General features: G+C 71.3%; 21 protein-coding genes. 15 read left to right on the top strand and 6 right to left on the bottom strand.

The genetic code is table 11. The features are described from left to right. The first annotated feature begins 28 nt into the window (after positions 1-28). The 9 genes from K8556_RS03705 (at position 29) to K8556_RS03665 (ending at position 9,203) form a co-directional block, all read left to right on the top strand. Positions 29-1,600 (top strand): SulP family inorganic anion transporter, encoded by a 1,572-nt coding sequence (locus K8556_RS03705; protein WP_223738611.1) that lies wholly within the window; start codon positions 29-31, stop codon positions 1,598-1,600. After that, positions 1,597-2,292, top strand: coding sequence for a carbonic anhydrase (locus tag K8556_RS03700; protein WP_223738610.1), 696 nt, complete (start codon positions 1,597-1,599; stop codon positions 2,290-2,292). Before K8556_RS03705 ends, K8556_RS03700 begins: the two co-directional genes overlap by 4 nt. A 346-nt stretch (positions 2,293-2,638) precedes the next feature. Continuing rightward, a complete protein-coding gene (locus K8556_RS03695; protein WP_223738609.1) occupies positions 2,639-3,538 on the top strand; it encodes a hypothetical protein in 900 nt (299 codons plus the stop codon). Beyond that, the gene (locus K8556_RS03690; RefSeq protein ID WP_223738608.1) at positions 3,528-5,045 is read left to right on the top strand and encodes a DUF2380 domain-containing protein; all 1,518 of its coding nucleotides are present in this window, start codon (positions 3,528-3,530) and stop codon (positions 5,043-5,045) included. Before K8556_RS03695 ends, K8556_RS03690 begins: the two co-directional genes overlap by 11 nt. Next, positions 5,042-5,509: an NUDIX hydrolase gene (locus K8556_RS03685; protein WP_223738607.1), complete on the top strand. Its 468-nt coding sequence runs from the start codon at positions 5,042-5,044 to the stop codon at positions 5,507-5,509. The genes K8556_RS03690 and K8556_RS03685 overlap by 4 nt, the downstream gene beginning before the upstream one ends. Positions 5,510-5,770: 261 nt before the next feature. After that, positions 5,771-6,436 (top strand): DUF4476 domain-containing protein, encoded by a 666-nt coding sequence (locus K8556_RS03680; RefSeq protein WP_223738606.1) that lies wholly within the window; start codon positions 5,771-5,773, stop codon positions 6,434-6,436. An 80-nt stretch (positions 6,437-6,516) separates the two neighbouring features. Beyond that, on the top strand, positions 6,517-7,689 hold the full coding sequence (locus K8556_RS03675; RefSeq protein WP_223738605.1) for a triacylglycerol lipase: 1,173 nt from the start codon (positions 6,517-6,519) through the stop codon (positions 7,687-7,689). 31 nt (positions 7,690-7,720) lie between these two features. After that, entirely contained in the window at positions 7,721-8,938 is a 1,218-nt protein-coding gene (locus tag K8556_RS03670) for a PQQ-dependent sugar dehydrogenase (RefSeq protein ID WP_223738604.1), read from the top strand. Between the two features lie 55 nt (positions 8,939-8,993). Beyond that, positions 8,994-9,203 (top strand): hypothetical protein, encoded by a 210-nt coding sequence (locus K8556_RS03665; RefSeq protein WP_014394946.1) that lies wholly within the window; start codon positions 8,994-8,996, stop codon positions 9,201-9,203. 46 nt (positions 9,204-9,249) lie between these two features. On the opposite strand, the gene K8556_RS03660 is transcribed toward K8556_RS03665, so the two are convergent. Further along, entirely contained in the window at positions 9,250-10,611 is a 1,362-nt protein-coding gene (locus K8556_RS03660; RefSeq protein ID WP_223738603.1) for a sigma 54-interacting transcriptional regulator, read from the bottom strand. 188 nt (positions 10,612-10,799) lie between these two features. Between K8556_RS03660 and K8556_RS39690 the strand changes: the two genes are divergently transcribed. Then, positions 10,800-11,906, top strand: a complete 1,107-nt coding sequence (locus K8556_RS39690; protein ID WP_223738602.1) for an ADYC domain-containing protein — start codon at positions 10,800-10,802, stop codon at positions 11,904-11,906. A gap of 15 nt (positions 11,907-11,921) precedes the next feature. On the opposite strand, the gene K8556_RS03650 is transcribed toward K8556_RS39690, so the two are convergent. After that, positions 11,922-15,074, bottom strand: a complete 3,153-nt coding sequence (locus tag K8556_RS03650; RefSeq protein WP_223738601.1) for a serine/threonine-protein kinase — start codon at positions 15,072-15,074, stop codon at positions 11,922-11,924. 295 nt (positions 15,075-15,369) lie between these two features. On the opposite strand from K8556_RS03650, the gene K8556_RS03645 reads away from it, so the two are divergent. The 3 genes from K8556_RS03645 to K8556_RS03635 all read left to right on the top strand — a co-directional run bounded on the left by K8556_RS03645 (position 15,370) and on the right by K8556_RS03635 (position 17,407). Further along, positions 15,370-16,134, top strand: coding sequence for a hypothetical protein (locus K8556_RS03645; protein ID WP_223738600.1), 765 nt, complete (start codon positions 15,370-15,372; stop codon positions 16,132-16,134). A 136-nt stretch (positions 16,135-16,270) separates the two neighbouring features. Beyond that, positions 16,271-16,759, top strand: coding sequence for an 8-oxo-dGTP diphosphatase (locus tag K8556_RS03640; RefSeq protein WP_223738599.1), 489 nt, complete (start codon positions 16,271-16,273; stop codon positions 16,757-16,759). A 117-nt stretch (positions 16,760-16,876) separates the two neighbouring features. Beyond that, positions 16,877-17,407 carry a DUF2780 domain-containing protein gene (locus tag K8556_RS03635; protein WP_223738598.1) on the top strand — a complete coding sequence of 177 codons (531 nt, stop codon included), beginning with the start codon at positions 16,877-16,879 and terminating at the stop codon, positions 17,405-17,407. Positions 17,408-17,439: 32 nt separating this feature from the next. Here the strand turns inward: K8556_RS03635 and K8556_RS03630 are convergent, their stop codons facing one another. Then, positions 17,440-18,585: an acyl-CoA dehydrogenase family protein gene (locus K8556_RS03630; RefSeq protein ID WP_223738597.1), complete on the bottom strand. Its 1,146-nt coding sequence runs from the start codon at positions 18,583-18,585 to the stop codon at positions 17,440-17,442. Positions 18,586-18,707: 122 nt separating this feature from the next. After that, the gene (locus K8556_RS03625) at positions 18,708-19,547 is read right to left on the bottom strand and encodes a hypothetical protein (protein ID WP_223738596.1); all 840 of its coding nucleotides are present in this window, start codon (positions 19,545-19,547) and stop codon (positions 18,708-18,710) included. Between the two features lie 328 nt (positions 19,548-19,875). Between K8556_RS03625 and K8556_RS03620 the strand changes: the two genes are divergently transcribed. Continuing rightward, entirely contained in the window at positions 19,876-22,011 is a 2,136-nt protein-coding gene (locus K8556_RS03620) for an ATP-binding domain-containing protein (protein WP_223738595.1), read from the top strand. Here the strand turns inward: K8556_RS03620 and K8556_RS03615 are convergent. Further along, entirely contained in the window at positions 22,002-22,679 is a 678-nt protein-coding gene (locus K8556_RS03615; RefSeq protein ID WP_223738594.1) for a hypothetical protein, read from the bottom strand. The genes K8556_RS03620 and K8556_RS03615 overlap by 10 nt on opposite strands. Before the next feature lie 302 nt (positions 22,680-22,981). On the opposite strand from K8556_RS03615, the gene K8556_RS03610 reads away from it, so the two are divergent. After that, the gene (locus K8556_RS03610; RefSeq protein ID WP_304503928.1) at positions 22,982-24,268 is read left to right on the top strand and encodes a pectin acetylesterase-family hydrolase; all 1,287 of its coding nucleotides are present in this window, start codon (positions 22,982-22,984) and stop codon (positions 24,266-24,268) included. A 75-nt stretch (positions 24,269-24,343) separates the two neighbouring features. Here K8556_RS03610 and K8556_RS03605 read toward each other — a convergent pair whose 3' ends face one another. Next, on the bottom strand, positions 24,344-25,726 hold the full coding sequence (locus K8556_RS03605; RefSeq protein ID WP_223738592.1) for a DUF1552 domain-containing protein: 1,383 nt from the start codon (positions 25,724-25,726) through the stop codon (positions 24,344-24,346). Between the last annotated feature and the right edge of the window lie 5 nt (positions 25,727-25,731).

Raw genomic sequence — 25,731 nt, 5'->3', positions numbered from 1 at the left:
CCTGGCAGATGGCAGGGGAGCTCAAGCAATGACTTCGGATGTAAAGGCAGCAGAGGCGAGACCGTCGTTGAAGACGATCCTCGCCTCGGATTTGCCAGCTTCGCTGGTGGTGTTCCTGGTGGCCCTGCCCCTGTGTATGGGCATCGCGCTCGCCTCTGGAGCGCCCATCATGGCGGGACTCATTGCCGGCGTCGTGGGAGGCCTGGTGGTGGGCCTCCTGGGCGGCGTGCCGCTGCTCGTGAGCGGCCCCGCGGCGGGCCTCGCGGTGATGGTGTTCGGCTTCATCCAGCAGTTGGGCTTCGCCGTGACGTGCGCGGCGGTGGCCGCGGCGGGCCTCGTGCAGGTGGCGCTCGGCGGGCTGAAGGTGGCGCGTTCGGCGCTGGCCATCTCTCCGGCGGTGATCCACGGAATGCTCGCGGGCATCGGCATTCTCATCGTGCTGGGGCAGGTCCACATCGTCCTGGGCGGCTCGCCGCAGAGCAACGCCTGGAACAACCTGCGGGAGCTGCCCGGGCAGGTGCTCGACCTGCATGGGCCGGCCACGCTGCTGGGCCTGCTCACGCTGGGCATCCTCATCGCGTGGCAGTTCCTGCCGAACGGGCGCCTGAAGAAGGTCCCGGGGCCGCTGGTGGCGGTCCTGGGCGGCACCGTGGTCGCGGCGGTGATGAACGCGGACGTGGCGCGGGTGAAGCTGGCGGCGAACGCGCTGTCCGCCATCCAGCTTCCGTCCCTTCCGGAAGGGTCCATGTGGGGCGCCTTCATCGTGGCGGTGCTGTCGCTCGCCCTGGTGGCGAGCGCCGAGTCGCTCCTGAGCGCGGTGGCGACCGACAAGCTGCACACGGGCCCGCGGGCGAACCTGGATCGCGAGCTGCTCGCGCAGGGCGTGGCGAACACGGTCTCCGGTCTGGTGGGCGGCCTGCCCATCACCGGCGTCATCGTGCGCAGCGCGGCGAACATCAACGCTGGCGCGAAGACGCGCTGGTCGGCGGTCCTGCACGCGGTGTGGATGCTGGCGTTCGTGACGCTGCTGGGGGGGCTCGCTTCCTACGTGCCCCTGACGGTGCTCGCCGGCCTGCTCGTGCACGTGGGCCTGAAGCTCGTGAACCTCGCCCACATCCGGGAGCTGCGGCACCGCGGCGAGCTGCCCGTCTATCTCATCACCGTGGCCGGCGTCGTGGGCATCAACCTGCTCGCGGGCATCGGCCTGGGGCTCGGCGCGGCCATCCTCCGGCTGCTGTGGCAGTTGGGCCAGGTGCGCGTGGAGGTCCACGCCGACAAGGGCGTCCACCAGGTCTGCATCAGCGGGGCGCTGACGTTCGTCGGGGTGCCGAAGCTGTCCTCGGCGCTCGCGAGGATTCCGGCGGGCTCCCGGGTGGAGGTGGACGTGGCGGTGAACACGCTCGACCACTCCGGCTTCGAGGCGCTCGAGAGCTGGGCTGACACGTATCGCAAGACGGGCGGCACCGTGACCATGGAGCCGCTCGAGGACGTCTGGACCCGGCGCAGTGCGCGCGCGGTCCCCGGCATGGGGTCCGCCGCTTCATCCCCTTCCTCCCCCGTTCATCACGTTTCAACTCTCTCTCCCGGAGGTGTGCAGTGAAGAAGCTCATCCGAGGCCTTCTCGATTTCCAGCGCCACACCCTGCCCTCGTACCGGGCGACCTTCGCGAGGCTCGCGAAGGGGCAGTCCCCTGACTGCCTCTTCATCAGTTGCTCGGACAGCCGCGTGGTGCCGAACCTGCTGGTGTCCACGGACCCCGGCGACCTGTTCACCGTGCGCAACGTGGGCAACCTCGTGCCGCCGGCCGCGCAGGGTGGACACTCCACGGCGGACCGCTCGGAGGCGGCGGCCATCGAGTTCTCCCTGGGCTTCCTGCCCATCGAGGACGTGGTGGTCTGCGGGCACTCGAGCTGCGGCGCGATGAAGGCGATCCTGGCCGGCGGCGCCGTGGATGGCTCCCCGAACCTGGAGCACTGGCTCGGGCACGGAAAGGTCTCGCTCAAGAAGCTGCGCGAGAACACGCGGGTGGGCGAGGGGCTGCCCGACGCGGATCGCCTCTCCCAGCTCAACGTCCTCGAGCAGTTGGAGCACCTGAAGACCTACCCCATCGTGCGCGACCGGCTCGCGGCGGGGACGCTGCGGCTGCACGGCTGGTGGTTCGACATCGGGGCGGCGCAGGTCCACGCCTACCGCGCCGACCTCGGCCGCTTCGTGCCCATCGATGAGACCGAGGGCGATCGGCTCCTGACGGCGCTGTCCGACGAGCAGCCGAGTCTGCGCGCCGTCCAGTAAGGCTTAGCGCCCTGGCGCACGCCGGGGGCTACGGGTTCAAGTCCCGTGCTCCTCGGCATTTTGTCCCCTGCAAGCCTTCGGGTTTGCAGGGGATTTCTTTTGCGCGGGGTCCTCCGTAGCAGCGCATGGCTCAGCCACGGGCAGCGCCATCGGCTGGGGCCGCACAGCGCTGAAAGCGGCGACGCCATGGAAGAGCTGGAGTTGATGGAGAACGAAGGTGGCATCGTCCCGGCCTTTACGCCGCTGGAGCAGGACGCCATCCGCACAGAGCCGCGCCAGGTGCCGGGCTGAGAGTCAGACGTGTGTCCTTTGCTCTCCTCGGAGGTGTCACTCCCAGGGAGCGTGGATGCGAATGACGCGAAGTGGGGCTGTCTGGCTGTGGCTGATGTTGCCGGTCGCCGCATGGGCCGAGGACATTCCGGAGGTGCTGCGCGTCGGTGCGACAACGCTGGCCTTCCTGCCGCGCGCGGGAGTGGGCACCGACGAAGGCTTCCTCCAGGTAGAGCCGACGCTCATTCTCGACGGAGGCGCGGAGTTCGGCCTCAACCTGGGCACGCCCGTGCGGTTGCGCCTCTGGGGTGATGGAGGGGCCGCGGGCTTCGTGCGACGCGAGGACTGGGACAGCCTCTCGGACTTCGGGCAGGTGGTGCGCGGCCTCAAGCTGGGCTCGAACGACGCGCCCGTGGGCGTCTGGTTCGGCGCGCTGGAGTCCTACAGCCTGCTGTCCGCGCAGCTCGTGCGGCGCTACTCGAACCGAGGCAATCCCGATGACCACCCAGTGGGCAGCTTCCGTCAGGGATACTTCGGCCCGGACTACGAGCTGGCGCGCTTCAATGCGGCGGGGCCGGAGGGATTGCCACTGGCGGAGGCCCACTTCCCGGACGGGACTTCCGCCCATGGCGAGGCGGAGGTGGGCTGGAACTCGGGCCGCTACGGCGGCCTCTCCAAGCACCTCAAGCTGTCACCGGGCGCCGAAGTCTTCTCCTCGGGCCGCTTCGACGTGGATGAGCGCATGGCGATGCATCTCTTCGCGCGCAGCCTGGAAGCGGCGTTGAAGGGGCTGGGCATAGGCATGGGACGGCCGGGGGCGCGCTCCCTGGGGGCCGATGAAGCCCGCTGGCGATTCTTGGGCGGGAAACTCCACGCGATGGGGACGGGCGGCACGCTGCTGTTCCCCGCGCCGGAGGGGACGCTGCGGCTGGGGGCTTTCGCCTCGGTGGGCCTGGAGGTGGACCATGCGCGCTGACGCCCTCTTGCTGGCCCTGGTGCTGCTGGCTTCGGGATGCGCCTCCGGGCGTGGCCGGAGCTTGAGCTACGCGCCGCGAGAGGACTCCTCGGCCGCGTGGGCTGAGACTCCGAGCGATGAGCCCCCGCGCGCCCGGGACTTCCGCCCACGCGCCATCTCCGGCCCCCAGCAGCGGCTCCTGCGTCGCCAGCCGCCGCGTGACGACGTGACAGCCGTGGGAGACGTCAGCAGGGAGGGCACCGTTGGGGGCGGGGCCTGGAGCGCTGCATCGACGAGGCAGGCAGTCCTCGAAGCGACGAAAGAGGTGAAGGGTTCCCTGCGCGGCATCGAGGCCGCGTTCACGAAACTGGCGGCCCGTCCTCCAGACCCCTGGGGCTGGAGCCTCTCCGGCGTCTTCACGCGCTACCTCGACCAGGGATCCAAGCAGGTGACGTGGCTCCATGGCGCGCTTGGGAGCGCCACCGCGTTGACAGAGGTGGCCGCGGAAGTCGGCGACACGGACATGGAGCTGGGCCTGCTGCGCATGACGGGGCCGAAGCTCCAGGCGGCTCAGTTCGGAACCCTCCTCCTGGCCACCTGGGTGGACTTCCTGCACCTCGCGGACGCGGTGCTCCGTCACTGCCCCATGTGCAGCGCAGAGAAGATCTTCACGGACCTGCATCGCGTGCAGGGGCTGATGGAGCCCACGTTGACGGACCTGGCCTCACTGGACCCGGAGCGCGTGGAGGCGGCGACGACCGCGATGCCCGAGTTGATGGGCAAGCTGACCCGCGAGTTCGACACGCTCCAGCGGGACACCCGCGCGACCATGAAGCTCGGCGGACAGGTCATCGCCGCGATGCAGGCGGTGGAGATGGTCACCATGATTTCCACGATGAAGCTGTCCCTGCCACGGGTGCCGCCCTCGGCCCCCGCGACGCTCGGCGTGGGCCTCGTGATGAGTTCGGGTGGCGTCATGGTGGGCTCGCGGCTGGTCGTCTCCGCCGAATGGGTGGAGATGATGCGAAGGCTCGTGCAGGCGGGCGTCATCTCCGTGCCTGCAGTCGGCGCGGCCGTCCTAATTCAGGGCGGACAAGTCACGATGGCCCATGCGCACCAGGACTTGCCCAAGGGCGTGCGCGACGCACTGGGGGACAGCCCCGAGGTTCGCGGCATGCGGGTGACGGGCAGAGCAGGAGCGGGCATGTCTGACGCCCCGAAGCACCATGTGCTGCCGCAAGAGCACCGCGAGTGGTTCGAACGGCGCGGCTTCAAGGGCGACATGGACATCGACAACTTTTGCGTCCGGCTGGAGCAAGCCGATCACGAGGCGATTCATGGAGGGGGGAACTGGAAGCTGGGACGCATCTGGCCCGGCGAGTGGAACCGGATGATCATGGATGCGCTACTCCAGGCTGAGAAGAGAGTCGGCCGGATGTTGACGCGGGATGGGATCTTGAAGGAAGTCGCGAGGCATATGCGGGACTATCGAATCCCCATGAACTTCACTTCTGGGAGAGGACGATGAGTGGTGGAGGGGCCTGGCGGGGCGACATCAAGGCACGCCTGTACGAGAGGGTTCGTGAACGGGGCTTCGGCTCACTCATTGCCTTTGCCGAAGCACGCCCTGCTGTTCCGCTCTACGTCCTGGCCGACGAGCTGGGCAACGACGTTGCCGCCGTGCAGATTCTAAGCGGCTTGATGTACGAGGCTGAGCAGCGCAAGCAGGTCACGCGCCTGGTTCGTGACGTCCTCGTGCGCGAGTTGGCCGAGAGGTTCCCGAATGGCTGGCCGGCCGTGCTGGACGATGCAACCCGTGGAGAGGTTGCGATGGGGCTCGGGTCATGGTTCGCCTACACCCCAGTAACCCACAGGGCGAGGGTTGACCGGGCAGGAGATGCGCTTCTCGCCAACCCTCCCCCCGCTGGCTGGCGTCCGCTCGGTCCCGACGACGAGCTTCTCCGCACGCTCCTTCCCGACGAGGACGTCTGACCCGGCCGACCGTTGAAGGGGCCGCCATGGAGAGAGAATCTCGTGACAAGCGAGGGTCGGGCTCCCCCGGTTCCCTCCGGAGGTGGGCGCTGACTCGCGGTCCGGCGGACCTCCGCTTTCTCAGACGATGAGTCCAGGCCCGCTTCGCCGTGCCGTGCGTTTCCCCTGAATAAATGCGCGGGCGGTGCGTGAAGAGGGCACGGCGGCGAGAGAGCCCAGCGCTCCGACCGCGCCCCAACCCGCTTCCCACCAGGACTCCCCATGAACCGCATCGTCCGTGCCGCACTCGTTTCGTCCCTGTTCTTCTCGTCCGCCAGCTTCGCGCAGGACGCGGAGTTCAACATGCAGGTGGATGTCGATGACCAGGACATGCCCTCCGCGCGCGTCAAGATGAAGACCACGACGAACGTGAATGGCGAGGAGACGACCACCGTGAAGGTGCGCGGCGGCGGCGCCCGGATGGACGTGCGCGTGACGGGCGGCACGATGGAGTCGGAGAGCCACAGCGAGACGCGGACGACCGAGACCCGGCGGGAGCCCCGGATGGAGCCCCGGCATGAGATGCCGATGGCCGCCGAGCCCTCCTACCGCGACTGTGGCACGCGCTCGGACGAGGGCTGCACGATGAGGCGGGACGGGCAGTACCCGATGGACGCCTCCACCTGGCGCGGCTTCTACCAGTCGCTCAAGAGCGAGAACAACGAGATCGTCCGCCAGGAGAAGGCGGAGAAGATGCTCAAGCGCGTCTACCTGACCGCGGTGCAGTTCGGCATGGTGCTGGACCTGTTCAACAATGAGATCACCCGCCTGGAGGTGGCCAAGGAGGCCGCGCCGCACGTGGTGGATCCGCAGCACGCGCTGGGCTTCTCCTCCAAGTGGCGCAACTCCATCAGCGGCAGCGAGTACACCGACATCATCACCCAGTAATCCCAGACAGGGACAGACGTCGGGGACCTCACGTTGACCCCTCCCCGGAGTCGGGGCAGTCCTTGCGCTAGGATTGCCCCATGGCAAACCGGCACCGCGTCTATCTGGTCCCCGGCTTCTTTGGCTTCACGCAGATGGGTGACAAGGAAACGGAGCGCATCGCCTATTTCCAGAACGTCCCCCGTCTGCTCGAGCGGCGCTTCAAGGAGCGCGGCATCCATGCACGGGTGCACGCCATCGCCTCGGCCCCCACCTCCGGGCTGGAGGCGCGCGCCCGGGACGTGTTCCGGGAGATGGCGCGGACCGCGAACGAGGACGACGCGCACCTCCACCTCGTCGGCCACTCCACGGGCGGGCTGGATGCACGCAGCGTCGTCTCACCGCGCATGGCGCGGGAGGCGCCGGCCTTCGTGAAGCGGGTGCGCTCGGTGGTGACCATCGCCACCCCGCATCACGGCACCCCGCTGGCCAGCTACTTCCACCAGGGCGGCGTGGGGAAGACGCTGCTGCGCTACCTGTGGCTCTTCACCTTCCTCACCCTGCACCGCAAGGCCATGCCCCTGCGGACCGCCGCGCTCCAGGCGTGCTACTGGCTGGTGCTGAGGAGCGAAGAGGCGAAGCTCCCGCCCAACCTCTTCAATCAAATCGTCCGGCTGACGGCGGACCTCTCGGAGGGCGAGCGCGAGGACCTCATCCGGTTCTTCGGCCAGGTGGGCGAGAACCAGGCGCTCATCCAGGAGCTCATGCCGGCCAGCGTGAGGACCTTCAACGCGAACACACCGGACCGGGAGGGCGTGCGCTACGGCTGCGTCGTCACGGGCGCGCCGCCGCCCACGCTGGCGTCGCGCCTGCTGCTCACCACGGACGCGCTGCTCTACGCGCTCTTCGCCTTCCTGTATGAGCAGAGCGCGCCGCTCTCCCGGGAGCTCCAGGTTCCCGAGCGCACGCCGGCCCAGACCCAGGCCCTCCAGGACGTGCTCGGCCGGAGGTTCGAGTCCCGGAGCGACGGCATCGTCCCGAGCCGCGCCCAGGTCTGGGGACAGGTCCTCCACGTCGCGCGCGCGGACCACCTGGACGTCATGGGCCACTTCGACCAGCCCCCGGAGCACATCAGTTGGCTGAAGTCGGGCTCCGACTTCCAGGAGCCGCAGTTCGAGGCGCTGTGGGACCGGGTGCTCGACTTCACGGTGGGCGGCGCCGCGACTGTTCACCCAGGCAACGAAGAGGCGCGACGCGTGTCCCTCGACGGGTGACGCCCGGCCCGTCCCGGCGGAGAGTCACCCCATGCGCCATGGACTCGTGACCTCGCTCATCGCCTCCCTCCTGCTCGGCGCCGCCCCTGAAGCGGCGGCCCAGACGCCCCGGCCGCTGGAGACCGCGCCCCCCAACGTCCCGGAGTTCAAGCCCGCGTTCCCGCAGCAGACGCGCGCCCCGGCGGTGAAGACGCGCACGCCCATCGTGGTGACGGAGCTCGCCTCGGGCTTCAACAAGCCGTGGGCCCTCGCGTTCCTGCCGGATGGCCGCCTCCTCGTCACGGAGAAGCCCACGGGCTCGCTCTACATCGTCACCGCCGCGGGCAAGAAGTCGCCCCCGGTGGCGGGCCTCCCCAAGGTGGACGGCCGGGGACAGGGCGGGCTGCTCGACGTGGAGGTGGGGCCCGACTCCGCGAAGAGCGGCCTCATCTACTGGACCTATTACGAGCCGCGCGAGGGCGGCAACGGGCTCGCGGTGGCGCGCGCGAAGCTGGTGGACGGCCCGAAGCCGCGCATCGAGGGGCTCCAGGTCATCTTCCGCATGCAGCCCACGCTCGAGTCCACGATGCACGCGGGCGGGCGGCTCGTCTTCACGCCGGATGGCAAGCTCTTCGTCACGCTCGGCGAGCGCTCCATCCTCCCCGGCCGCGTCCAGGCGCAGGACCTCAAGAGCGACTTCGGGAAGGTGGTCCGCATCCTCCCGGATGGCGCCATCCCCCAGGACAACCCCTTCGTGGGCAGGAAGGACGCCCGGCCCGAGATCTGGTCCTCCGGACACCGCAACATCCTCTCCGCGGCCCTGGATGCCCGGAACCGGCTGTGGATCGTGGAGATGGGGCCGCGCGGAGGCGACGAGCTCAACCGCCCGGAGGCCGGCAAGGACTACGGCTGGCCCACGATTGGCTATGGCGAGGAGTACTCGGGCGAGCCCATCCACAAGACGACGCAGGCCGCGGGCATGGAGCAGCCTGTCTATTATTGGGATCCGGTCATCTCGCCCTCGGGGCTCACCATCTACTCGGGGGCGCTCTTCCCGGAGTGGAAGGGGAACTTCTTCATCGGAGGCCTGTCCAGCCAGGCGCTGGTGCGGCTGGTCTTGAAGGACGACCGCGTGGTCGGCGAGGAGCGCCTGCTCACGGAGCGCAAGGCGCGGATCCGCGAGGTGGTCCAGGGGCCCGACGGCGCGCTCTATCTGCTGACGGACGATTCGAACGGCCGTCTGTGGAAGCTCACGCCGGGGACCCCCTGAATTCCCGGGTTGAGCTATGCTTCAAACCGAAACATCCACACCGGGAGACACACACATGATGACGTCGTTGAAGAAGGCGGGCCGGGTGCTGTTCGCGATGGGCGCGGGGGCCTTTGTTTCCTTTGGCGCCACGCTGGCGCTGTCCACGCCCGCGACCGCGGAGGCCTCGCAGGTGGAGTGCTACGCGGAGGAGTGCAACGCGAGCTGTGTCGCGAAGGGCTTCCGCCTGGGCAAGTGTTACAAGGCCGCCTGCACCTGCTTCTAGGCTCGCCCGGGGTGGGGCCCGGCGCCATCGTGCCCGGGCCTCGCCATCAGCTCCGGCCCGGGTCCAGGCCGTACCGCTCCAGCAGGCGCCGCAGTTGCGTGCGGTGCATCCCGAGCGCGCGCGCGGTCGCGGCCACGTTGCCATTGTGGTGGCGCAGGGCCTGCTCGACGCGGGCCCGCTCGTCTTCATCCAGGGGACGCGCGCGGGCGGAAGGGGGCCTGTCGGGGAGCGCCGGCGGGGCCTCCACCGGCGCGGAGGCCGCGCCGAACGCCGTCCCCGCTCCGGGCGCGAGGTGGGCGGCCTCGACGCGGGCGGCGCCCTGGAGCAGGGCCTGCTGCGCGGCCGCGCGCGCCTCGACGCGCAGCTCGCGGACGTTGCCGGGCCAGGGCCGCGACAGACAGGCCTCGAAGAGCGTGACGTGCGGCGGCAGGCCCGGCGCCAGCTCCGCCACGGCGCGCGCCACCAGGAAGGGGAGCTCCTCCGGACGCCGCCGCAGCGGAGGCAGGGAGACCTCCGGCCTGCCGATGCGGAAGTACAGGTCCTCGCGCAGCCGCCCCTGGGCCACCTGCGCGCGCAGGTCGCGGTTGCCCGCGGAGCAGACCTGGACGTCGACCTTCCGGGGCTTCGAGCCGCCCAGCGGGAGCACCTCGCGCGTCTCCAGCGCCCGCAGCAGCTTCGCCTGCACGCCCATGTCCAGCTCCGCCACCTCGTCGAGGAACAGGGTCCCTCCGTCGGCGGCCTGCAGGTAGCCCTCCGCGTCGTCGGCGCCGGAGAAGGCGCCGCGGCGGGCGCCGAAGAGCAGCCGCTCCGCGAGCGCGGCGGGGATGGCCGCGCAGTTGACCGCCACGAAGGGGCCCCGGCTCCGGGGGCCGCGGTCGTGGAAGGTGCGGGCCACCTGCTCCTTGCCGGTGCCGCTCTCCCCGTGGATGTGCAGCGTGAAGCCGTGCTGGGCGGAGCGCGCCACCTCCTCCAGCAGCCGCTGGAAGGCGGGGCCGCGCACGAAGCCCTCCACCTCTCGCACGCCCTGGCGCGCCAGGGGGCCCACGTCCGGGGTGGGCACGAAGAGCGAGTCTCCCAGCCGGATGAGCCGCTGGGCCTCGCGCGGCACGTTCGCCGGCAGGGGCTCGCCGTCCACCGAGGTCCCGTTCTGGCTGCCCAGGTCCGTCACCCAGAACCGGCGCCCGTCGTGGTGCACCCGCGCGTGGCTGCGCGACATCCGCGGGTCCTGCAGCGCGCCCAGCCCGGGGCTCGCGCGGCCGAGCGTCATCGTCCCCTGGAGGGGCACCGCCACCGCCATCGGCGTCCCCGCGCACGTCAGGCGCAGCAGCCCCGGCACCGGCGCGTCGTCCGCGGAGGCCCGCTGCGCGAGGGCGCCGCTCGGTTGCAGGGTCGACGGGTCGTGTTCCATGCCGCGCCAGCATAGCCGGGCCCACCGGAGGCACAGGCCCCGTGTGCCACCGCGCGTGCCAGCCCGCGCCGCCAGGGCCTGGGTGGACCCTGCGCCCGGGCCCGGCGTTCGTGGGCCATATTGGCATGGGGCTCGCACAAGGAGCCGCGAACGGCTCCGGTCCGGAGCCCTTCTCGAGGAGACATCGGGTGAAGCTTCATCGCGTGTGGTTCGGCTGTCTGGCATTGATGATGGGGAGCGGCGGCTGCCGGCTGACCGCCCCCGTGCGGGTCCCCCCCAACGAAGCGAAGCCGGAGCCCTCCGGCGCAAGCGGTTGCCCCACGGGCCAGTGCGATCCGGATCCGAACGGCCTGGGCATCTACATCGCGGAGGGGCAGAGCCACTGCTTCGTGTTCGAGCGGACGGCCCCCCTGTGTCCGGAGGGCTTCGTCAACACCCCCGAGGGCGTGCGCATGAGGGTCCGCTCCCGGGAGGGTCGGCGCGCGGTGCTCGAGGTCCCGGTCGAGCTGGCCGGAGCGTCAGGCGCGGCGCCGCGCCTGCACGGCATCCATGCCACGCCCACGGACCTCTTCCTCGCGGTGGCCGGTCCGGACGGCGACGTGCGGAAGCTCCGGGGAACAGAGCTGGCGAAGCAGACCTTCACCTTCTCGCTGCCCGTCACCCCTGCGGATGGAGACCCCCGGAACGCGCGCTATGAGATGAGGTGGACGCCGCTCGGCGCCAGCCGCTTCCAGGTGCACTACCGCCAGGTGGGGATGCCGGACTGGCGGCCCCAATGCGCGGCGCCCGAGAAGCAGCGGGTCGCCTCGCTGCTGCTGCCGGGACGGCACGTGGACGGCCTGAACGCCGCGGTCCAACCGGACGCCAGCGCGGTCACGCTCGCGTGCGAGACGGGCGCCATCGGCGCGTGCCTGGACTGGGGCTATCCGCCGTGGGACCCGGCGTCGCTCATGGACACGCCGGAGCGGGCGGCCGTCTATGGCGCGTGTCTCCAGGCCAAGCGCGCCGCGTACTTCGTGGGGCTCGGAGACGCGCGGACGTTCACGGTGAGCGGCACGGACTTCCTCCGGCGGGACGCGCACGGCTTCGGCACGCGCTCCAGCGACCGGCTGGAGGAGCTCGAGCACCTGGAGGCGCTCTGGAGTCCCCAGGGCGCCGTCTGCCTCAACCCCGAGAACCGCAGGACCGCCCTGCCGCTGCCCGCGGGCCTCCAGTTGCCGCCCTGTGGCGCCGTGCGCGGGTGGAGCGCGCCCGCCGTGATGGCGACGGGCGTGCCCCACCCCCTGAAACAGTAGGCCCCGCCGCGGAGGCTATGACCCGCCGGGCTCCAGCGCCGCGTCGCGGAGCCACGGGGCGTAGTCCTCGCGCAGCCGCGGGGCCTGTTCGACGGCGCGAGCGAGCGCGGCGCGGGCCTCGTCCCGCGCTCCCGCCGCCTCCCGTCCACGCGCGCCCGCGAGCAGCAGCACGCCCCGCAGGGCATGCGCCTCCGCTCGCGCCGGGTCGAGCCGCAGCGCCTGGCCCACCTGTTCGAGCCCCTCGCGCACCACCGCCCGCGCCGCGCGGGGGGCCAGCGCCCACGCGAGCTGTCCGCACGCCCGCGCGCGCTCCACGTGCGCGTCCGCGTAGGGCTGGGCCTCCGTCGCGCGCCGTGCCTCGTCGAGCGCCCGGCGCAGGTGGGGCACGGCGTCCTGGCCCTGGCGCCGCGCGTGCTCCGCCGCCAGGCGCGCCAGCTCCGCGCCCTGGACGCGGCAGTCCGCGCAGGCCGGCGAGCGCCGCAGGGCCTCCGCCAGCGATTGGGCGGAGCGGGCGAGCGCCGGCGCCGGGGTGCCGCCCTCGCGCAGCGCGATGCGGGCCTCCAGGGCGTGCGCGCGGGCCCGGTGCAGCAGCGCGCGGTCCGACGCCGGGTTGAGCTCCAGCGCGCGCGCCGCGTGCTGGAGCGCGCTCGAAATCGCGGGGCTCGCGTCCGCTCCGGTATCGAAGAGGAAGTATCCCTGCGCCAGCTCCGCCGCGGCCAGGTGGTGCAGCACGGCGGCGAAGCGGGCGTCCAGCGCGAGCGCCCTCGCGCCCGCGTCCCTCGCCCGCTGGACGTCCGCCGCCGGGTCCTCCCCCCTCGATTGCCGCCACGCGGCCTGCTCCGCGTGCAGCTCCGTCAGGTTGGAGAGGGCGAAGAGATAGGAGGGGTCCGCCTCCGCCGCCCGCTGGAAGCACCGCTCCGCCTCCGCGTAGGCCCCGGAGGGGTCCACCCCGCGCTCCCGCTGGTGGTTGCCGCGCCAGCGGTGCACGAGCCCCAGGTCGTTGAGCGCCCAGGGGTAGCGCGGCTGCTTCGCGATGGCGCGCGACAGCCACGTGACGGCCTGCGCGAAGGACGCGTCCGGCGACTCGCCGGCCCGGGCCTGCCGCAGGCCGCGCATGAAGTGGCCATACCCCAGCGAGTCATGCGCGAGCACGTCGTCCGGCGCCAGCGCCACGGCGCGCTCCGCGGCCCGCAGCCACGCGTCCAGCAGGGCCGGCGCGCCACGGGGGTCGGCCTCGCCCTGGAACGTCACCCGCCGGTACTGGTTCATCAGCACCTGCGCCCTGCGGGTGTGCCCCGAGGCCCGGTCCGGGTCCGCCTGGAGGCCCTGGTCCGCCGCGGCCTCGGCCCGCTCCAGCGCCACGCGCCGGGACCGGCCCTCCCGCCGGTCCAGCTCCGACACCTGCAACCAGACCTCCGCGAGCGCCTCGTGGGCCGCCGCGTCGCTGCGCGCCACCTCCAGGGTCTCACCGTAGCGTCCGGCCGCGGCCTCGAAGCCCGCCCGCGCCCCCGCGTAGTCGCCCCGCTCCAGCAGCGCCAGGGCCCGCGCGGCGGTGACGTCCGCCAGCAGCTTCCGGGGCTCGGAGAGCCACGGGGTCCGCGTCACGGCCTCCCGCGCGGCCCGCTCCGCGCCAGCGAGGTCCCGCCGATACAAGGCGATGAGGCCCTCCAGATAGCTCGGCGACTCCAGCGCCAGTCCCCTTCCCTGCTCCAGGGACCGCAGCGCGGGCTGAAGGAAGCGCGCCTCCAGCTCCGCTCGCCGGTGCTCCACCCACGCCGCGCCGCCGCTGCGCCGCGCGTCCTCCAGGGCCATGCGGTAGCGCTCCCCCAGCACCTGCCCCAGCGCGGAGTGCAGCTCCGGCGTGTCGACGCCCAGCGCTCGCGCGCGCTCCAGGGCGCGGTGCGCGGCCTCGAACTCGCGCAGCGCCAGCAGCCCGCGTCCGAGCGCCAGTTGCACGAGCCCGTCGCCCCGGGCGCCCAGGCCGTGCTGGAGGGAGGCCATGGCCGCCAGCCGCTCGCGCACCCGCGCCTGCTCGGGCCGGGTGTCGTGAAGCGGCAGGGCCTGGTAGGCGCGCACGAACCACTCGGACTCGCGCACCTGCTGCCCCAGTTGCTCCGCCAGTTGGACGCGCGCCGCGCTCACCGCCTGGAGCTCCCGCTCCGCCAGCCACGAGCGCGCCGCGAGTCCGGCGAGCAGCAGCATGCCCGCGAGCGACACGCCCGACACGGCCACCAGCGCGCGGTGCCTGCGCACGAGCCGGCGCACCCGGTGGACGGGCCCCGGGCGCCGCCCGAGGATGGGCTCGCCGTCCAGGTAGCGTCCCAGGTCCTCGGCCAGCGCGCGCGCGGAGGCGTAGCGCAGCGCCGGGTCCTTGCTCAGGCACTTGAGGCAGAGCGTCTCCAGCTCCGCGTCCAGGTGCGGCACCAGCGCGCGCGGCGGACGGGGCTCGTCGTGCAGCACGCCCTGCAGCGTCTCCAGCGGGGTGGCGCCGCGAAAGGGAGGCACGCCCGCGAGCAGCTCGTACAGCGTGGCCCCCAGGCCGTAGACGTCGCTGCGCCGGTCGATGGCGCGCACGTCGCCCCGCGCCTGCTCCGGAGCCATGTACGCGGGCGTGCCCATGACGTCACCCGAGGCGGTGAGGCCGTGGCCCAGGTCGGCGTCGTACGCCAGCCCGAAGTCCACGATGACGGGCACGGGGCGGCCGTCCGCGTCCCGGGTGAGCAGCAGGTTGGAGGGCTTGAGGTCGCGGTGGATGACGCCCAGCCGGTGGGCCTCGTGCACGGCCTCCGCGGCGGCCTTCATCACGCGGACCTTCTCCGGCAGGGAGAGCGCGGCGGCGGCCCGGTCCAGCGGCTCGCCCTCCACCAGTTGCATGGCGATGTAGGGCCGGCCGTTCAGCTCGCCGGCCTCGTGCACCCGGCAGATGTTCGGGTGGTCCAGGCGCGCCTGGGCGCGGGCCTCCTGGAGCAGCCGCAGGGAGCGCTCCGGGGACGCGCCCCGCAGGAACTTGAGCGCCACCTCGCGGCCCAGGCGCAGGTCGCGTGCCCGGTGGACCTCGCCCATGCCGCCCCGGCCCAGGAGCGACAGCAGCACGTAGCGCTCCCGGCCGGGCGAGGGCGCGGCCTCCACGGGGACGGGGCGCTCCCCCTCCTGCGTGCTCAGGTCCATCGGCGCGGGTCCGGGCGCCGTCGGTTCGCTGGCCGGAGGACTGGCGGGTGCGTCGCCGCCGGAGAGTGCCATCGTCAAAGCCTATCAAACGCGCTGGCACACTGGCACGTCGCGCGCGTGCCGGTGGCACACCCGGCCCCGTGCCATCCACGCGCCCGGAAGGCGGCGCTTCCGAGGGGCCGGCCCTCCCAGTCCTTCCGGCACACGCATTGCTCAAGGGACGGGCATGGCGCTGCGGCGCACCGCGGCCCGGGGCGGCGCACGCCATCCATCCCATCACAAGGACATCCCCATCATGTCGAAGCTCCGTCACGCCCTGGTCGCCCTGTCGCTCCCCGCCCTGCTCTGGGGCTGCGGTCCGGAGGACCTGCCGCTGGACGCGGAAGTCCCCGCCGCGCCCGCGCTGGCCACGCAGGAGGAGGAGATCGCCGCGACCGACGAGTACACCTGGGCGCAGGGCCAGTCCCTCACGCCGCTGGGCGCCAGCTCGGGCCGGGCGTGCTTCCTCACCCGCGTGGGCGGAGACTTCGAGGGCGGCGGCGAGCGCATCGACATCACGGAGAGCGGCGGCTCCTGGTACCTCGGCGGGGCCTCCAGCCAGTCCGGCATCCGGGGCGCGGCGCGCTGCGTGGCCACGACCGCCTCCCAGCAATACGAGTGGACCCAGTCGATGGCGTACCCGGTCTCCATGGGGTCGGCGGCGGGCCGCGTGTGCTTCATCACCGGCATCGCCGGCAAGTTCCACGGCAGCGGAGAGTGGGTCCACGCCTATGTCGAGAACGGCTACTGGTACCTGAACGGCAACTCCAGCCAGAGCGGCGTGCGGGTGCGGGCGCGTTGCGTCGCCTCCTCGTCGTACACGAACGAGGTCGGCTGGGGACAGGGCGGCGCCGCGAAGCTGCTGGATCCCGTGCTCAACCGCTCCTGCGCCCTGACGTTCGTGCGGGGCAAGTTCGAGGGCGGCGGCGAGTACGTCCGGACCTTCCAGAGCAACGGCTACTGGTACCTGGGCGGCGCCTCCGGACAGGTCGACGTGTCCGGCCGGGCGCGCTGCTTCTGACCGCGACGGCCTGCTCGTAGCGAAGGCAGGGCATGGGTGTGTGACGTGTCACACCCATGCATGCGCCATGCGTTGGACGCGGCGATGGCGCCGCGCCGCTTGACGCCCTGCCTGAATCAGGCGACGAACCCGGCCCATGCCCTACACCCCCATCGTCGCCACGCTGGGCTACGTGATGTCGCCGGACGGCCAGCAGGTGCTGCTCATCCACCGGAACGCGCGTCCGGAGGATGCCCACTACGGCAAGTACAACGGCCTGGGCGGCAAGATGGACCGCGACGAGGACATCGCCGCGTGCATGCGCCGCGAAATCCGCGAGGAGGCCGGCATCGAGTGCACGCGCATGGTCCTGCGCGGCACCCTGTCCTGGCCGGGCTTCGGCAAGCACGGCGAGGACTGGCTGGGCTTCATCTTCCGCATCGACGCCTTCCAGGGCACGCCCCTGGAGAAGAACCCCGAGGGCTCCCTGTCCTGGGTCCCCGTGTCCTCCCTCCTGTCCCTGAACCTGTGGGACGGAGACCGGCACTTCCTGCCGCTCGTGTTCGACGCGGACCCGCGCCCCTTCCACGGCGTCATGCCCTACGAGGGCGGCCGCGCGCTGAGCTGGTCCTTCACCCGACTGTAGCGCCCCCTCCGGGCGTCCTCCGACCAACGCTCGCGCTGCTTTTTCCGGCCACCGCCCCGGTCCGGACCGCTACAACCGCCCCCTCCCATCCGGGACTCACGTGAAGGAGCGCGGCGCATGGACCTCATCGGACAGCTCTCGCAGCAGCTTGGAGTGGACGGCACGCAGGCACAGGGGCTCGCGGGCTCGCTCCTGAAGCTGGTGCAGGGCACGGTGCAGGAGAAGGTCGGCCCGGACGCGGCCCGGCAGATGGACCAGGCCATCCCGGAGCTGCAGGGCTGGCAGCAGCAGGCGGCGGCCCAGGCCCCCTCGGGTGACGGCGGCGGCCTCATGGGCGCGCTGGGCGGCATGCTCGGCGGCGCGGGCGGCGGTGGTGGTGGCGGCCTCATGGGCGCCCTGGGCGGCGCGGCGGCCCACGCGGGAGAGGTCGCGGGCGTGGTGGCCATCCTCCAGCGCTTCAACCTGGACGCGAGCAAGGCCACCCTGGTGGCGCCCCTGCTCCTCGACTTCCTCAAGTCCCGCCTGGACCCGGGCCTGGTGGGGAAGATCCTCGCCGTGGTGCCCCTGCTCGCGGGCGGCTCCGGTGGCGGCGGCCCCCAGGGCGGCGGCGGGCTGGGCGGAATGCTCGGCGGCCTCCTGGGGAAGTAGGAACGCCAGGGCCCCTGGGAGGCCGCGTGAGGCTACAGGGCCATCGTCCCGGCGATGATCTCCTTCATCACCTCGGACGTACCTCCGCCGATGGTGAGCATGCGCACGTCGCGCCACGCCCGCGCGACGTGTGACTCCTCCACGTAGCCCATGCCGCCGTAGAACTGCTGGCAGTCATAGGCCACGCGCTGCGCCAGCTCCGTGGTGAGCAGCTTCGCCATGGCGATCTCCTTCACCGGCTTCTGTTTGCGTTTGCGATTGAAGAGCTGCACCGCCTGATAGGTGAGCTGCCTCGCCGCCTCCACGCGGGTGGCGTGGTCCACGAAGGTGTGGCGCCACACCTGGAAGTCCAGCAGCCGCTTTCCAAATGCCTGACGCTCGCGGCCGTAGCGGATGGCTTCCCGGATGAGGTCGTCCATCACCGCCACCGTGTGGAGCGCCGTCACCAGGCGCTCCGCGTGGAAGCTGTTCATGATGTGGAAGAAGCCGTCGTTCTCCCGGCCCAGCACATACCGGGCGGGGATGCGGCAGTCCTCGAAGTAGAGGATGGCCATGTCCGAGGAGCGGTGGCCCACCTTCTGGAGCTTCTTCGACACGCTGAAGCCCTTCACGTCCGTGGGCAGCGTCACCAGCGAGATGCCCGGCGCGCCCTCCCGTCCCGTGCGCACCGCCAGCACCAGGAAGTCCGCGCGGGCGCCGTTGGAGATCCACGTCTTCGCGCCCTGGATGACGTAGTCGTCACCGTCCCTGCGCGCGGTGGTGCGCAGGCGGGCCAGGTCCGAGCCCGCGTCCGGCTCGCTCATCGCCAATGCGGCGATGCGCTCCCCGGTGAGCGCGGGGGCCAGGAACTCGCGCTTCTGCTCGTCGGTGCCCAGCTCGTTGATGACCGGCGTGGCCATCTGCCCCTGCACCAGGAGCGACATCGCCACGCCCCCGTTGCGCGCTCGCGCCAGCTCCTCCGCGAAGGCGGCCACGTACCAGTAATCCAGCCCGCTGCCGCCATGGGCCGGATCATGGCTGATGCCGAAGAAGCCCAGCTCGCCGCAGCGGCGGAATACGTCGCGGGGGAACTCGCCGGCCTGGTCCCACTCCAGCGCGTGCGGGGCCAGCTCCTTCTCGACGAACTGACGCACGGTGCGGCGGAACGCCTCGTGCTCCGGGGTGAAGCGCTCATCCATGGCGCGGGATGCTGTCAGGGCCCACCCCGCGCTTTCAAGCCGCGCCTCCTTTCGAGACGCCATACTCCGGGAGAGGTGCGCCCCAGGACACACCTCACCCGGTCCCCAGGTTCCACCCATTGCTACAGGGGCAGGAACGCCACGCGGATGCCGATGGTGAACAGCGCGTGGAAGCCGTCATCCACAGGCGTGAGCCCCTGGTCGCGGCTGCCCACGCCGGTGATGTCCAGCGTCTGCGTCCCGGTGCGCACCGTGTACTGGCCCACGGACGCGCTGATGATGGGCCCCACCGCCAGGGCCCGCGTCAGCCGCAGGTCGCCGCCCAGCGTGAGGCGCGCGATGGTGGGCCCCCGGTCCGTGACGTGCGTGTCCACGTGCGTGGGCAGGAACACGCCCGGCGCCACCTGCACCTGCGTGTCCCCCTCCACGTGGCTCTTCAGGATTTCCAGGCCCACGCCCAGGCCAATCCACGGGTCGAAGCTCGCGTCCGGCCGGATGTGGTAGCGGACCTCCGGCCCCACGCGCCACTGGAAGGTGTCGCAACTGAAGCCCTCCGGGCACGACAGCTCGTTCGTCTTCGTCAGCACCGGCTCCCAACTGCCCCACACGCCCAGGTAGAAGCGCGGCGTCACCCGGAAGCCCAGCTCCGCGAGGATGGGGAAGGAGATCTTCGCGGACTGGGTGATCTTCAGGTCCTCCAGCCCGCCAGACGGCGCCTGGCCGTTCGTGTAGACGTAGCCCAGGCCGAAGCCCACGTTGCCGCTCACCGCGAACTGCGGCCCGATGCGCCCCTGGGGCTTCACCGGCTTCGCCATCTCCTCCGAGCTCATCGTGGTGGTGGTCGTCGTCGTCGTCTCCGTCTCCGTCTGGGGCTCCGGCTCCTGCGCCCCCGCCGACGTGGCGATTCCCAGCGCGGCTGCGAGTGACAGCGTCCAGCGGAACGGCGCGTTCTTCGAGGTCATCCGGTGCATCCTCCGTGTTCGGGATGGATGCGGACGGAAGCAAGCCGCGAGTGCCGTTAGAAGCCACCCGCGCCCGGTGCGCGCCGCCATTCGACAGACACCCCCCTTCAGCGACCAGTCGCGGACATCCACCCCACCCCATGGGGAGGCAACCTGACGGGGTGGATGGGGAGCGCGCGCGCGGGAGGACCCGGGACGCAGGACAGGCGCCTTCACCGCGATCCTCAATCTAGCAAGTTGGCCCGGAAATCCAACGGGTTGACCCGGAGGTGGCCAGCGTTCACCTTGCCCGCTCCACGAACGCCCGCGGGCGGAAAGGAAAGACATCATGGCCGGCCAGGAGCAGGAGCTGTCGCCCGAGGCGCTCGCGCTCATCGCCGAGGAGGAAGCCCTGCTGTCCCGCGTGCAGCAGGCGCTGGCGGAGGCGCGACGTCAGGCCGCGGAGCGCACGCTGGACACGCAGGGGCTGATGGCCCAGCTCCAGGTGTTGCGCGACGACGCCACCACGGCGCACGCCGCGGACCTGCCGCACGTCTTCACCCAGATGAACGAGGTGCGCTCCATGCTGGAGCGGCAGGAGGCCGTCCCGCTGCCGGACGCGAACGCCCCCTACTTCGCGCACCTGCGCCTGTCCGGGCCCACCGGCTCGCGCGACTACCTGCTCGGCCGCACCAGCTTCGCCAACCTCTCCGCCGGCGTGCGCGTCATCGACTGGAGGTTCGCCCCCGTCGCCCGCGTCTTCTACAACTACGAGGAGGGTGACGCGTTCGAGGAGTCCTTCGGAGACCGGCTCTCCGAAGGCGACGTGGAGGCGCGCCGGCTGGTCATCATCGAGAAGGGCGTCCTCACCCGCATCAGCACCGGCCCGCACCTGCTCCAGCGCGACGCCCACGGCCGCTGGCACGCGCGCGGGCGTGACGCGGCCTCCGTGCTCGCGGGCGGCAGCGGCACCGCCGCGCGCCCGGGCTTCCTGGGCGTGGGCCAGGGCGCCACGCGCGTGGAGGACGCCTTCGGCGTGACGGCGCTGCTGGACGCGGAGCAGTACGCCGCCGTCAGCACCGGCCCGGAGCAGCCGCTGCTGGTGCTGGGCAGCGCGGGCAGCGGCAAGACGACGGTGGCGCTGCACCGGCTGGCCAAGGTCATCTTCGACGACGCGAAGACGTACCCGCAGGCGCGCACCAAGGTCGTCGTCCCGGAGGAGGGCCTGGCCCGGCTCACGCGCCGGCTGCTGGCGCCGCTGGGCCTGGGCAAGGTGTCCGTGGAGACGCTGGAGGCCTGGTCGCTGGCCACCGCGCGGTCCGCCTTCAGCGTGCCGGGCATCAAGCTGTCCCCGGAGACGCCCGCGCTCGTGTCGCGCTTCAAGCGCCACCCCGCCCTGCGCCGCGCGCTCGCCGGCCGGGTGCCCGTGTTCAAGGGCAAGCCCCTGCCCCCCACGCTGGACCGGCTGCGCATCAAGCTGGCGGACGCGTACATGGACCGCGCCTTCCTGGAGGCCGTGGTGGCGGACGCGAAGGGAGAGCTGCCGCGCACCGTGGTGGCGGAGGTGCTGGAGCACACCCGGCAGCAGCTCGCCACGCCGCTGTCGCGCCAGTACAAGGGCTTCGACGAGGACCGCCTCATCACCGTGGACGGGCGCGCGATTGAAGCGGACACGCCGGACGCGCTCGCGGGCACGGTGGACCCGGACGACCTGCCCGTCCTCATGTTCCTCAAGGCGCAGCGGGGCGCGCTGGGCGTGGAGCGGCTGGCGCACGTGGTGCTGGACGAGGCGGAGGACTTCTCCCTCTTCGAGCTCTTCGTCGTCAGCCAACTGCTCGGTGACAGCCGGAGCTGCACGCTCGCCGGGGACGAGGTGCAACAGACGACCGCGGGCTTCGCCGGCTGGGACGCCGCGCTGGAGGAGCTGGGCATCCGCGACGCCGCCACCTGCCGGCTCCAGGTGTCCTACCGCTGCCCGCGCCCGGTGGTGGAGCTGGCGCAGCACGTGCTGGGCACCCAGTCCCCCGCCACCGCCGCGAAGGCCGGCCGCGAGGGCGCGCCCGTGGGCTTCCACCACTTCCCGGACGAGGCCCAGGCGTGGCTCTTCCTGGCGGACGCCCTGCGGGACCTGGTGCTGCGCGAGCCGCACGCGTCGGTGGGCGTCATCGCCAGCAGCCGCGAGTCCGCCCAGTCCTTCCACCGCGTCATCCGGGAGATGCCCTGGGCGCGGCTGGTGCTGGAGGGCGACTTCTCCTTCGAGCCCGGCGTGGACGTGACGGACGTGGACAACGTGAAGGGCCTGGAGTTCGACTACGTCGTCCTGCCGGACGTCACCGCGCGCGCCTACCCCACGGACGACGAGGCCCGCCGCAGGCTGCACGTCGCCGTCACCCGCTCCTCCCACCAGTTGTGGGTGGCCTCCTCCGCCGTGCGCTCCCCGCTCATCCGCACCTTCCCCGGCGCGGAAGCGTCGCTTCAGGGCTGACGGCCGCCGCCGGCCCGCCACTCCTTCTGCCGCTGGGCGTGGGCCTCGCGGCGCGACAGCGCCTCCGCCTCCTGGCGGGGGAGCTCCGCCAGGCGCGTGCGGTGCATGTTCACGCTCAGCTCCAGGAGGCCCCGGTGCTCCGAGGGCAGCTTGTCGCCGTAGTCCTGCAGCATCGTGGTGGCGAAGGCGATGGCGTCCTCGGACACCTGGCGGCGGTGCTCGTAGTACTGGTGCACCTCCTCCTCGGAGGCCTCGTTGGACAGCACCTTGCCGTAGAGCGCGTTCCACTTCGCCTTCACGCCCTCGCGGCGGCTGAGCTCCGCCGGGTCCTTCGTGGGCGCGTCCATTTCGAAGTACAGGTTGCCCGGCAGCTTCGCGCGCAGGGCCTCCAGGTCCACCGGATAGGGGGCGGGCTCCGGGTCCGGCGCCGCCTGCACCTGGGCCGTCGCCGCGCCCACCAGGTCCAGCCCACCGTCCTTCGCGCGGGGCACCGCCGGCGAGGACGCGAACACGGGCGGCGGCGCGGGGGCCTGCGTCACGGGCGCGGGCACCGGGACCGGCGCGGCGTCCTGTGGCGCCGGCCCGCCAAAGACAAGCCACGCCCCCACCGCCAGGACCAGGACTCCCGCCGTGCCCAGGGGCAGCTTCCAACGCGCGTGCGTGCTCATGCCCAAGGCCATACCCCGCGCCCCGCACCCGCCGCAACCCGCGCCATCCCCGCACGGCGACGCATTGCGCAATTGATACATTTAAAACATGTCACGACGCGTCAATCCCTGAACCCCGGCTGACGCGCGACGGCAATTCCAATCCTTTCAGATGGAATGCTTCGCCCAACATGGAATTCACTATTTTCACCGCAAGCGAAGTTTCCCCGCTTCCGGCTGATAAACAAAAACGTATCATTCGCGGCCGCAACCCCACTCCCTACTCCCCCTTTGGAGGAAGCCGCATGAGAAGTTTTCTCTGGATGAGCCTTCTGGCCCTCTCCGCCCCCGTGGGCGCCGCGCATGCCGAAGTGCTGGTGGAAGGCATCGTCGACGTGCTGGTGGACGGCGGCAACACCTACCCCTGGCAGAAGGTGGCGCTGCCGGGCCTGAAGTGTGGCAACGGCTCGCAGTACAAGTTCTTCGTGCACAAGACGGGCTCGCCCAACCTGCTGTTCATGATGGAGGGCGGCGGCGCGTGCTGGGACTACGATTCCTGTAGCGGCCGCCTGGGCATCCTGGGCGCGGCGAACCCCAACGGCATCGCCGACGACTACATGACGCAGTTCACGGCCAAGTACGTGTCCCCCATCGTCAACGGGGCGGACCCGGGCCTGCCCTTCCGCGACCGCAAGGACATCGTCACCAAGGGCTGGAACATCGTCTACCTGCCGTACTGCACGGGCGACGTGCACATCGGCAACAACGCCAAGACGTACGTGGACGCCACCGGCGGCCAGGCGCCGCTGACCTGGTACCACAACGGCTACAACAACACGCTGGCCGCGGCGAACTACGCCAAGCAGAACTTCCCCAGCGTGCAGAAGCTGCTGGTGACGGGCTACAGCGCGGGCGGCACCTCCACCTCCGCCGGGTACTACTTCATCCGCAAGGCCATCAACCCGGCCAAGGGGTACATGATCAACGACTCCGGCCCCATCTTCATGGCGCCGAACGCGAACTCCCTGTCGCGCCCGCTGCACGACAAGATCCGCTCGTCGTGGAACCTGGACTCGGTGTTCAGCCAGCTCCCGGCCAGCTTCAACATCAACGACATGGGCTCCATCAACAAGATGGTGGCCACGGAGTTCCCGAACGACCAGCTCGCGTACACGGGCTACACGATGGACTACAACTACTCGCGCTATTCGTATGAGCGCTTCAAGACGCCCAACGACGAGGCGTCCATCCACGCGTACTGGAAGCAGGACCAGGACGCGTTCGTGAACGAGCTGAACAAGTACAACAACTTCAGCTACTTCATCCCGCACCACCGCGCCATCAACGCCAGCCACTGCAGCACCATCATCACCTTCGTGGGCGCGCACGCCTGCCAGCGGATGGAGAAGAAGTACTGGTACGAGTACATCGACAGCCCCTGGCAGTCCTGGGCCTGCCACAGCGAGTTCGTCCCCATGGACGTCTTCCTGTCGCGCTTCATCAACAACAACCAGCGCGTCCGCATCTACGAGCCGGCCAACAACTACAACAACGAGGACGCGGGCATGAGCATCCTCGCGCCCCTCATCAACGGCGCGCTCGGCGGGTAGTCCCCACCGTCCTTCGCTGGAATGAAAACGGGAGCGGGCCCTGGGGGTCCGCTCCCGTTGTCTTTTCAGGAAGCCTCAGGTGAGGCCGGGCAGCGTGCCCACGTAGTCCTCGTGCCCGAAGCGGTCCACGTTCACGCCGAAGGCCTGGGCAATGGAGGTGAGCAGCTTGTTGTGCGCCACCGCGCCCTGGAGCGGCTTGCCCGGCCCGTCCCAGGAGCCCAGCGGGTCCTGGCCGGGGCGCAGGGACAGCATCCGGCCCATGCGGAACTTCCCGCCCGCGCCGCCCGCCAGCACCGTGGGGATGGACACGTTCATGTGCCCGGCCGCGTCCCCCAGCTCGTTCCCCCACAGGATGAGGGTGTTGTCGAGCACCGTGCCGCTGCCCTCCGGGATGGACTTGAGGGTGTCCATCAGCCGCGCCACCTGCTCGGAGTACCACCGCTGCACCTGCACCATGCGCAGGCGGATCTGCGTGCGCGCGGGCTCCGACTGGGTGTCCGTGCGGTGGGCGATGTCGTTGTGGATGTCCTCGTCGATGCCAATCCACGGCATGGACGGCCCGGGGATGGTCATGGTCACCACGCGCGTCAGGTCACACGCGAACGCGCGGGCGATGAGGTCCATGTGCAGCTCGGTGAGGCCGGGCATGTTGTTGATGTCGCCCAGGTCGCTCAGCGCCTCGGAGGGCGCCTCCGGCCGGGCGCAGTTGAGCGCGCCGGTGTTGGTGAGCCGCCGCTCGATGTCGCGCAGCGCCGCCAGGTGCGTGTCCAGCTTGGTGCCCTCCGCGGCCGCCAGCCGCGACTTCAGCCGGGTGGCGTCCTTGATGAGGTAGTCCAGCAGGCTCTTGCGCCGGGCCAGGATGGCCTGCGCCTCCGCCGCGGAGCCGCCCAGGCCGCCGAAGAGGCGCTTGTAGACGTTGGCGGGGTTCAGCTCGAAGGGGACGCGCGAGCCGTTCTCCGTGAAGGAGATGCTGTTGTAGACGTGCTGGGCGCCGAACTGCTCGAAGGCGTGCAGTTGCAGCGAGCGGAACTGGGTGGCGCCGCCCACCGCGTTGCCAATCACCTGGTCCAGGGACGCGCCGGAGGGCAGCTCGTCACCGCTGGACACCTCCACCTGGCTGCCGGTGAGGAAGGTGACGGGGCCGCCCTCGTGGCCGGTGCGGCCGTGCTCGTAGAGGACGCGGTAGTCCAGGCCGTCCAGCACCAGGAGCTTGTCCCGGTGGCGCTGGAGCGGCTGGAGGACGGAGTTCTCGAAGTCGATGTCGAAGCTCGTGTCATTGCCCTTGGGCACCCAGTACTCCGGCAGGAAGCCGTGCGGGGTGAACAGGGCGATGAAGCGCAGGGGCGCGGCGTCAGCCGCTTCGGCGACGGAGCTGGTGAGCAGGTGCGCGAAGGGCGCCGCCATGGCCGTGCCGGACAGGAGCTTCAGGATGCTGCGTCGGGAGAAGTCGCGGGGCATGGGAG

Source organism: Corallococcus sp. AS-1-12, from assembly GCF_020036995.1.
Lineage (GTDB): Bacteria > Myxococcota > Myxococcia > Myxococcales > Myxococcaceae > Corallococcus.
This window is presented reverse-complemented; position numbering and strand designations above follow the sequence as displayed.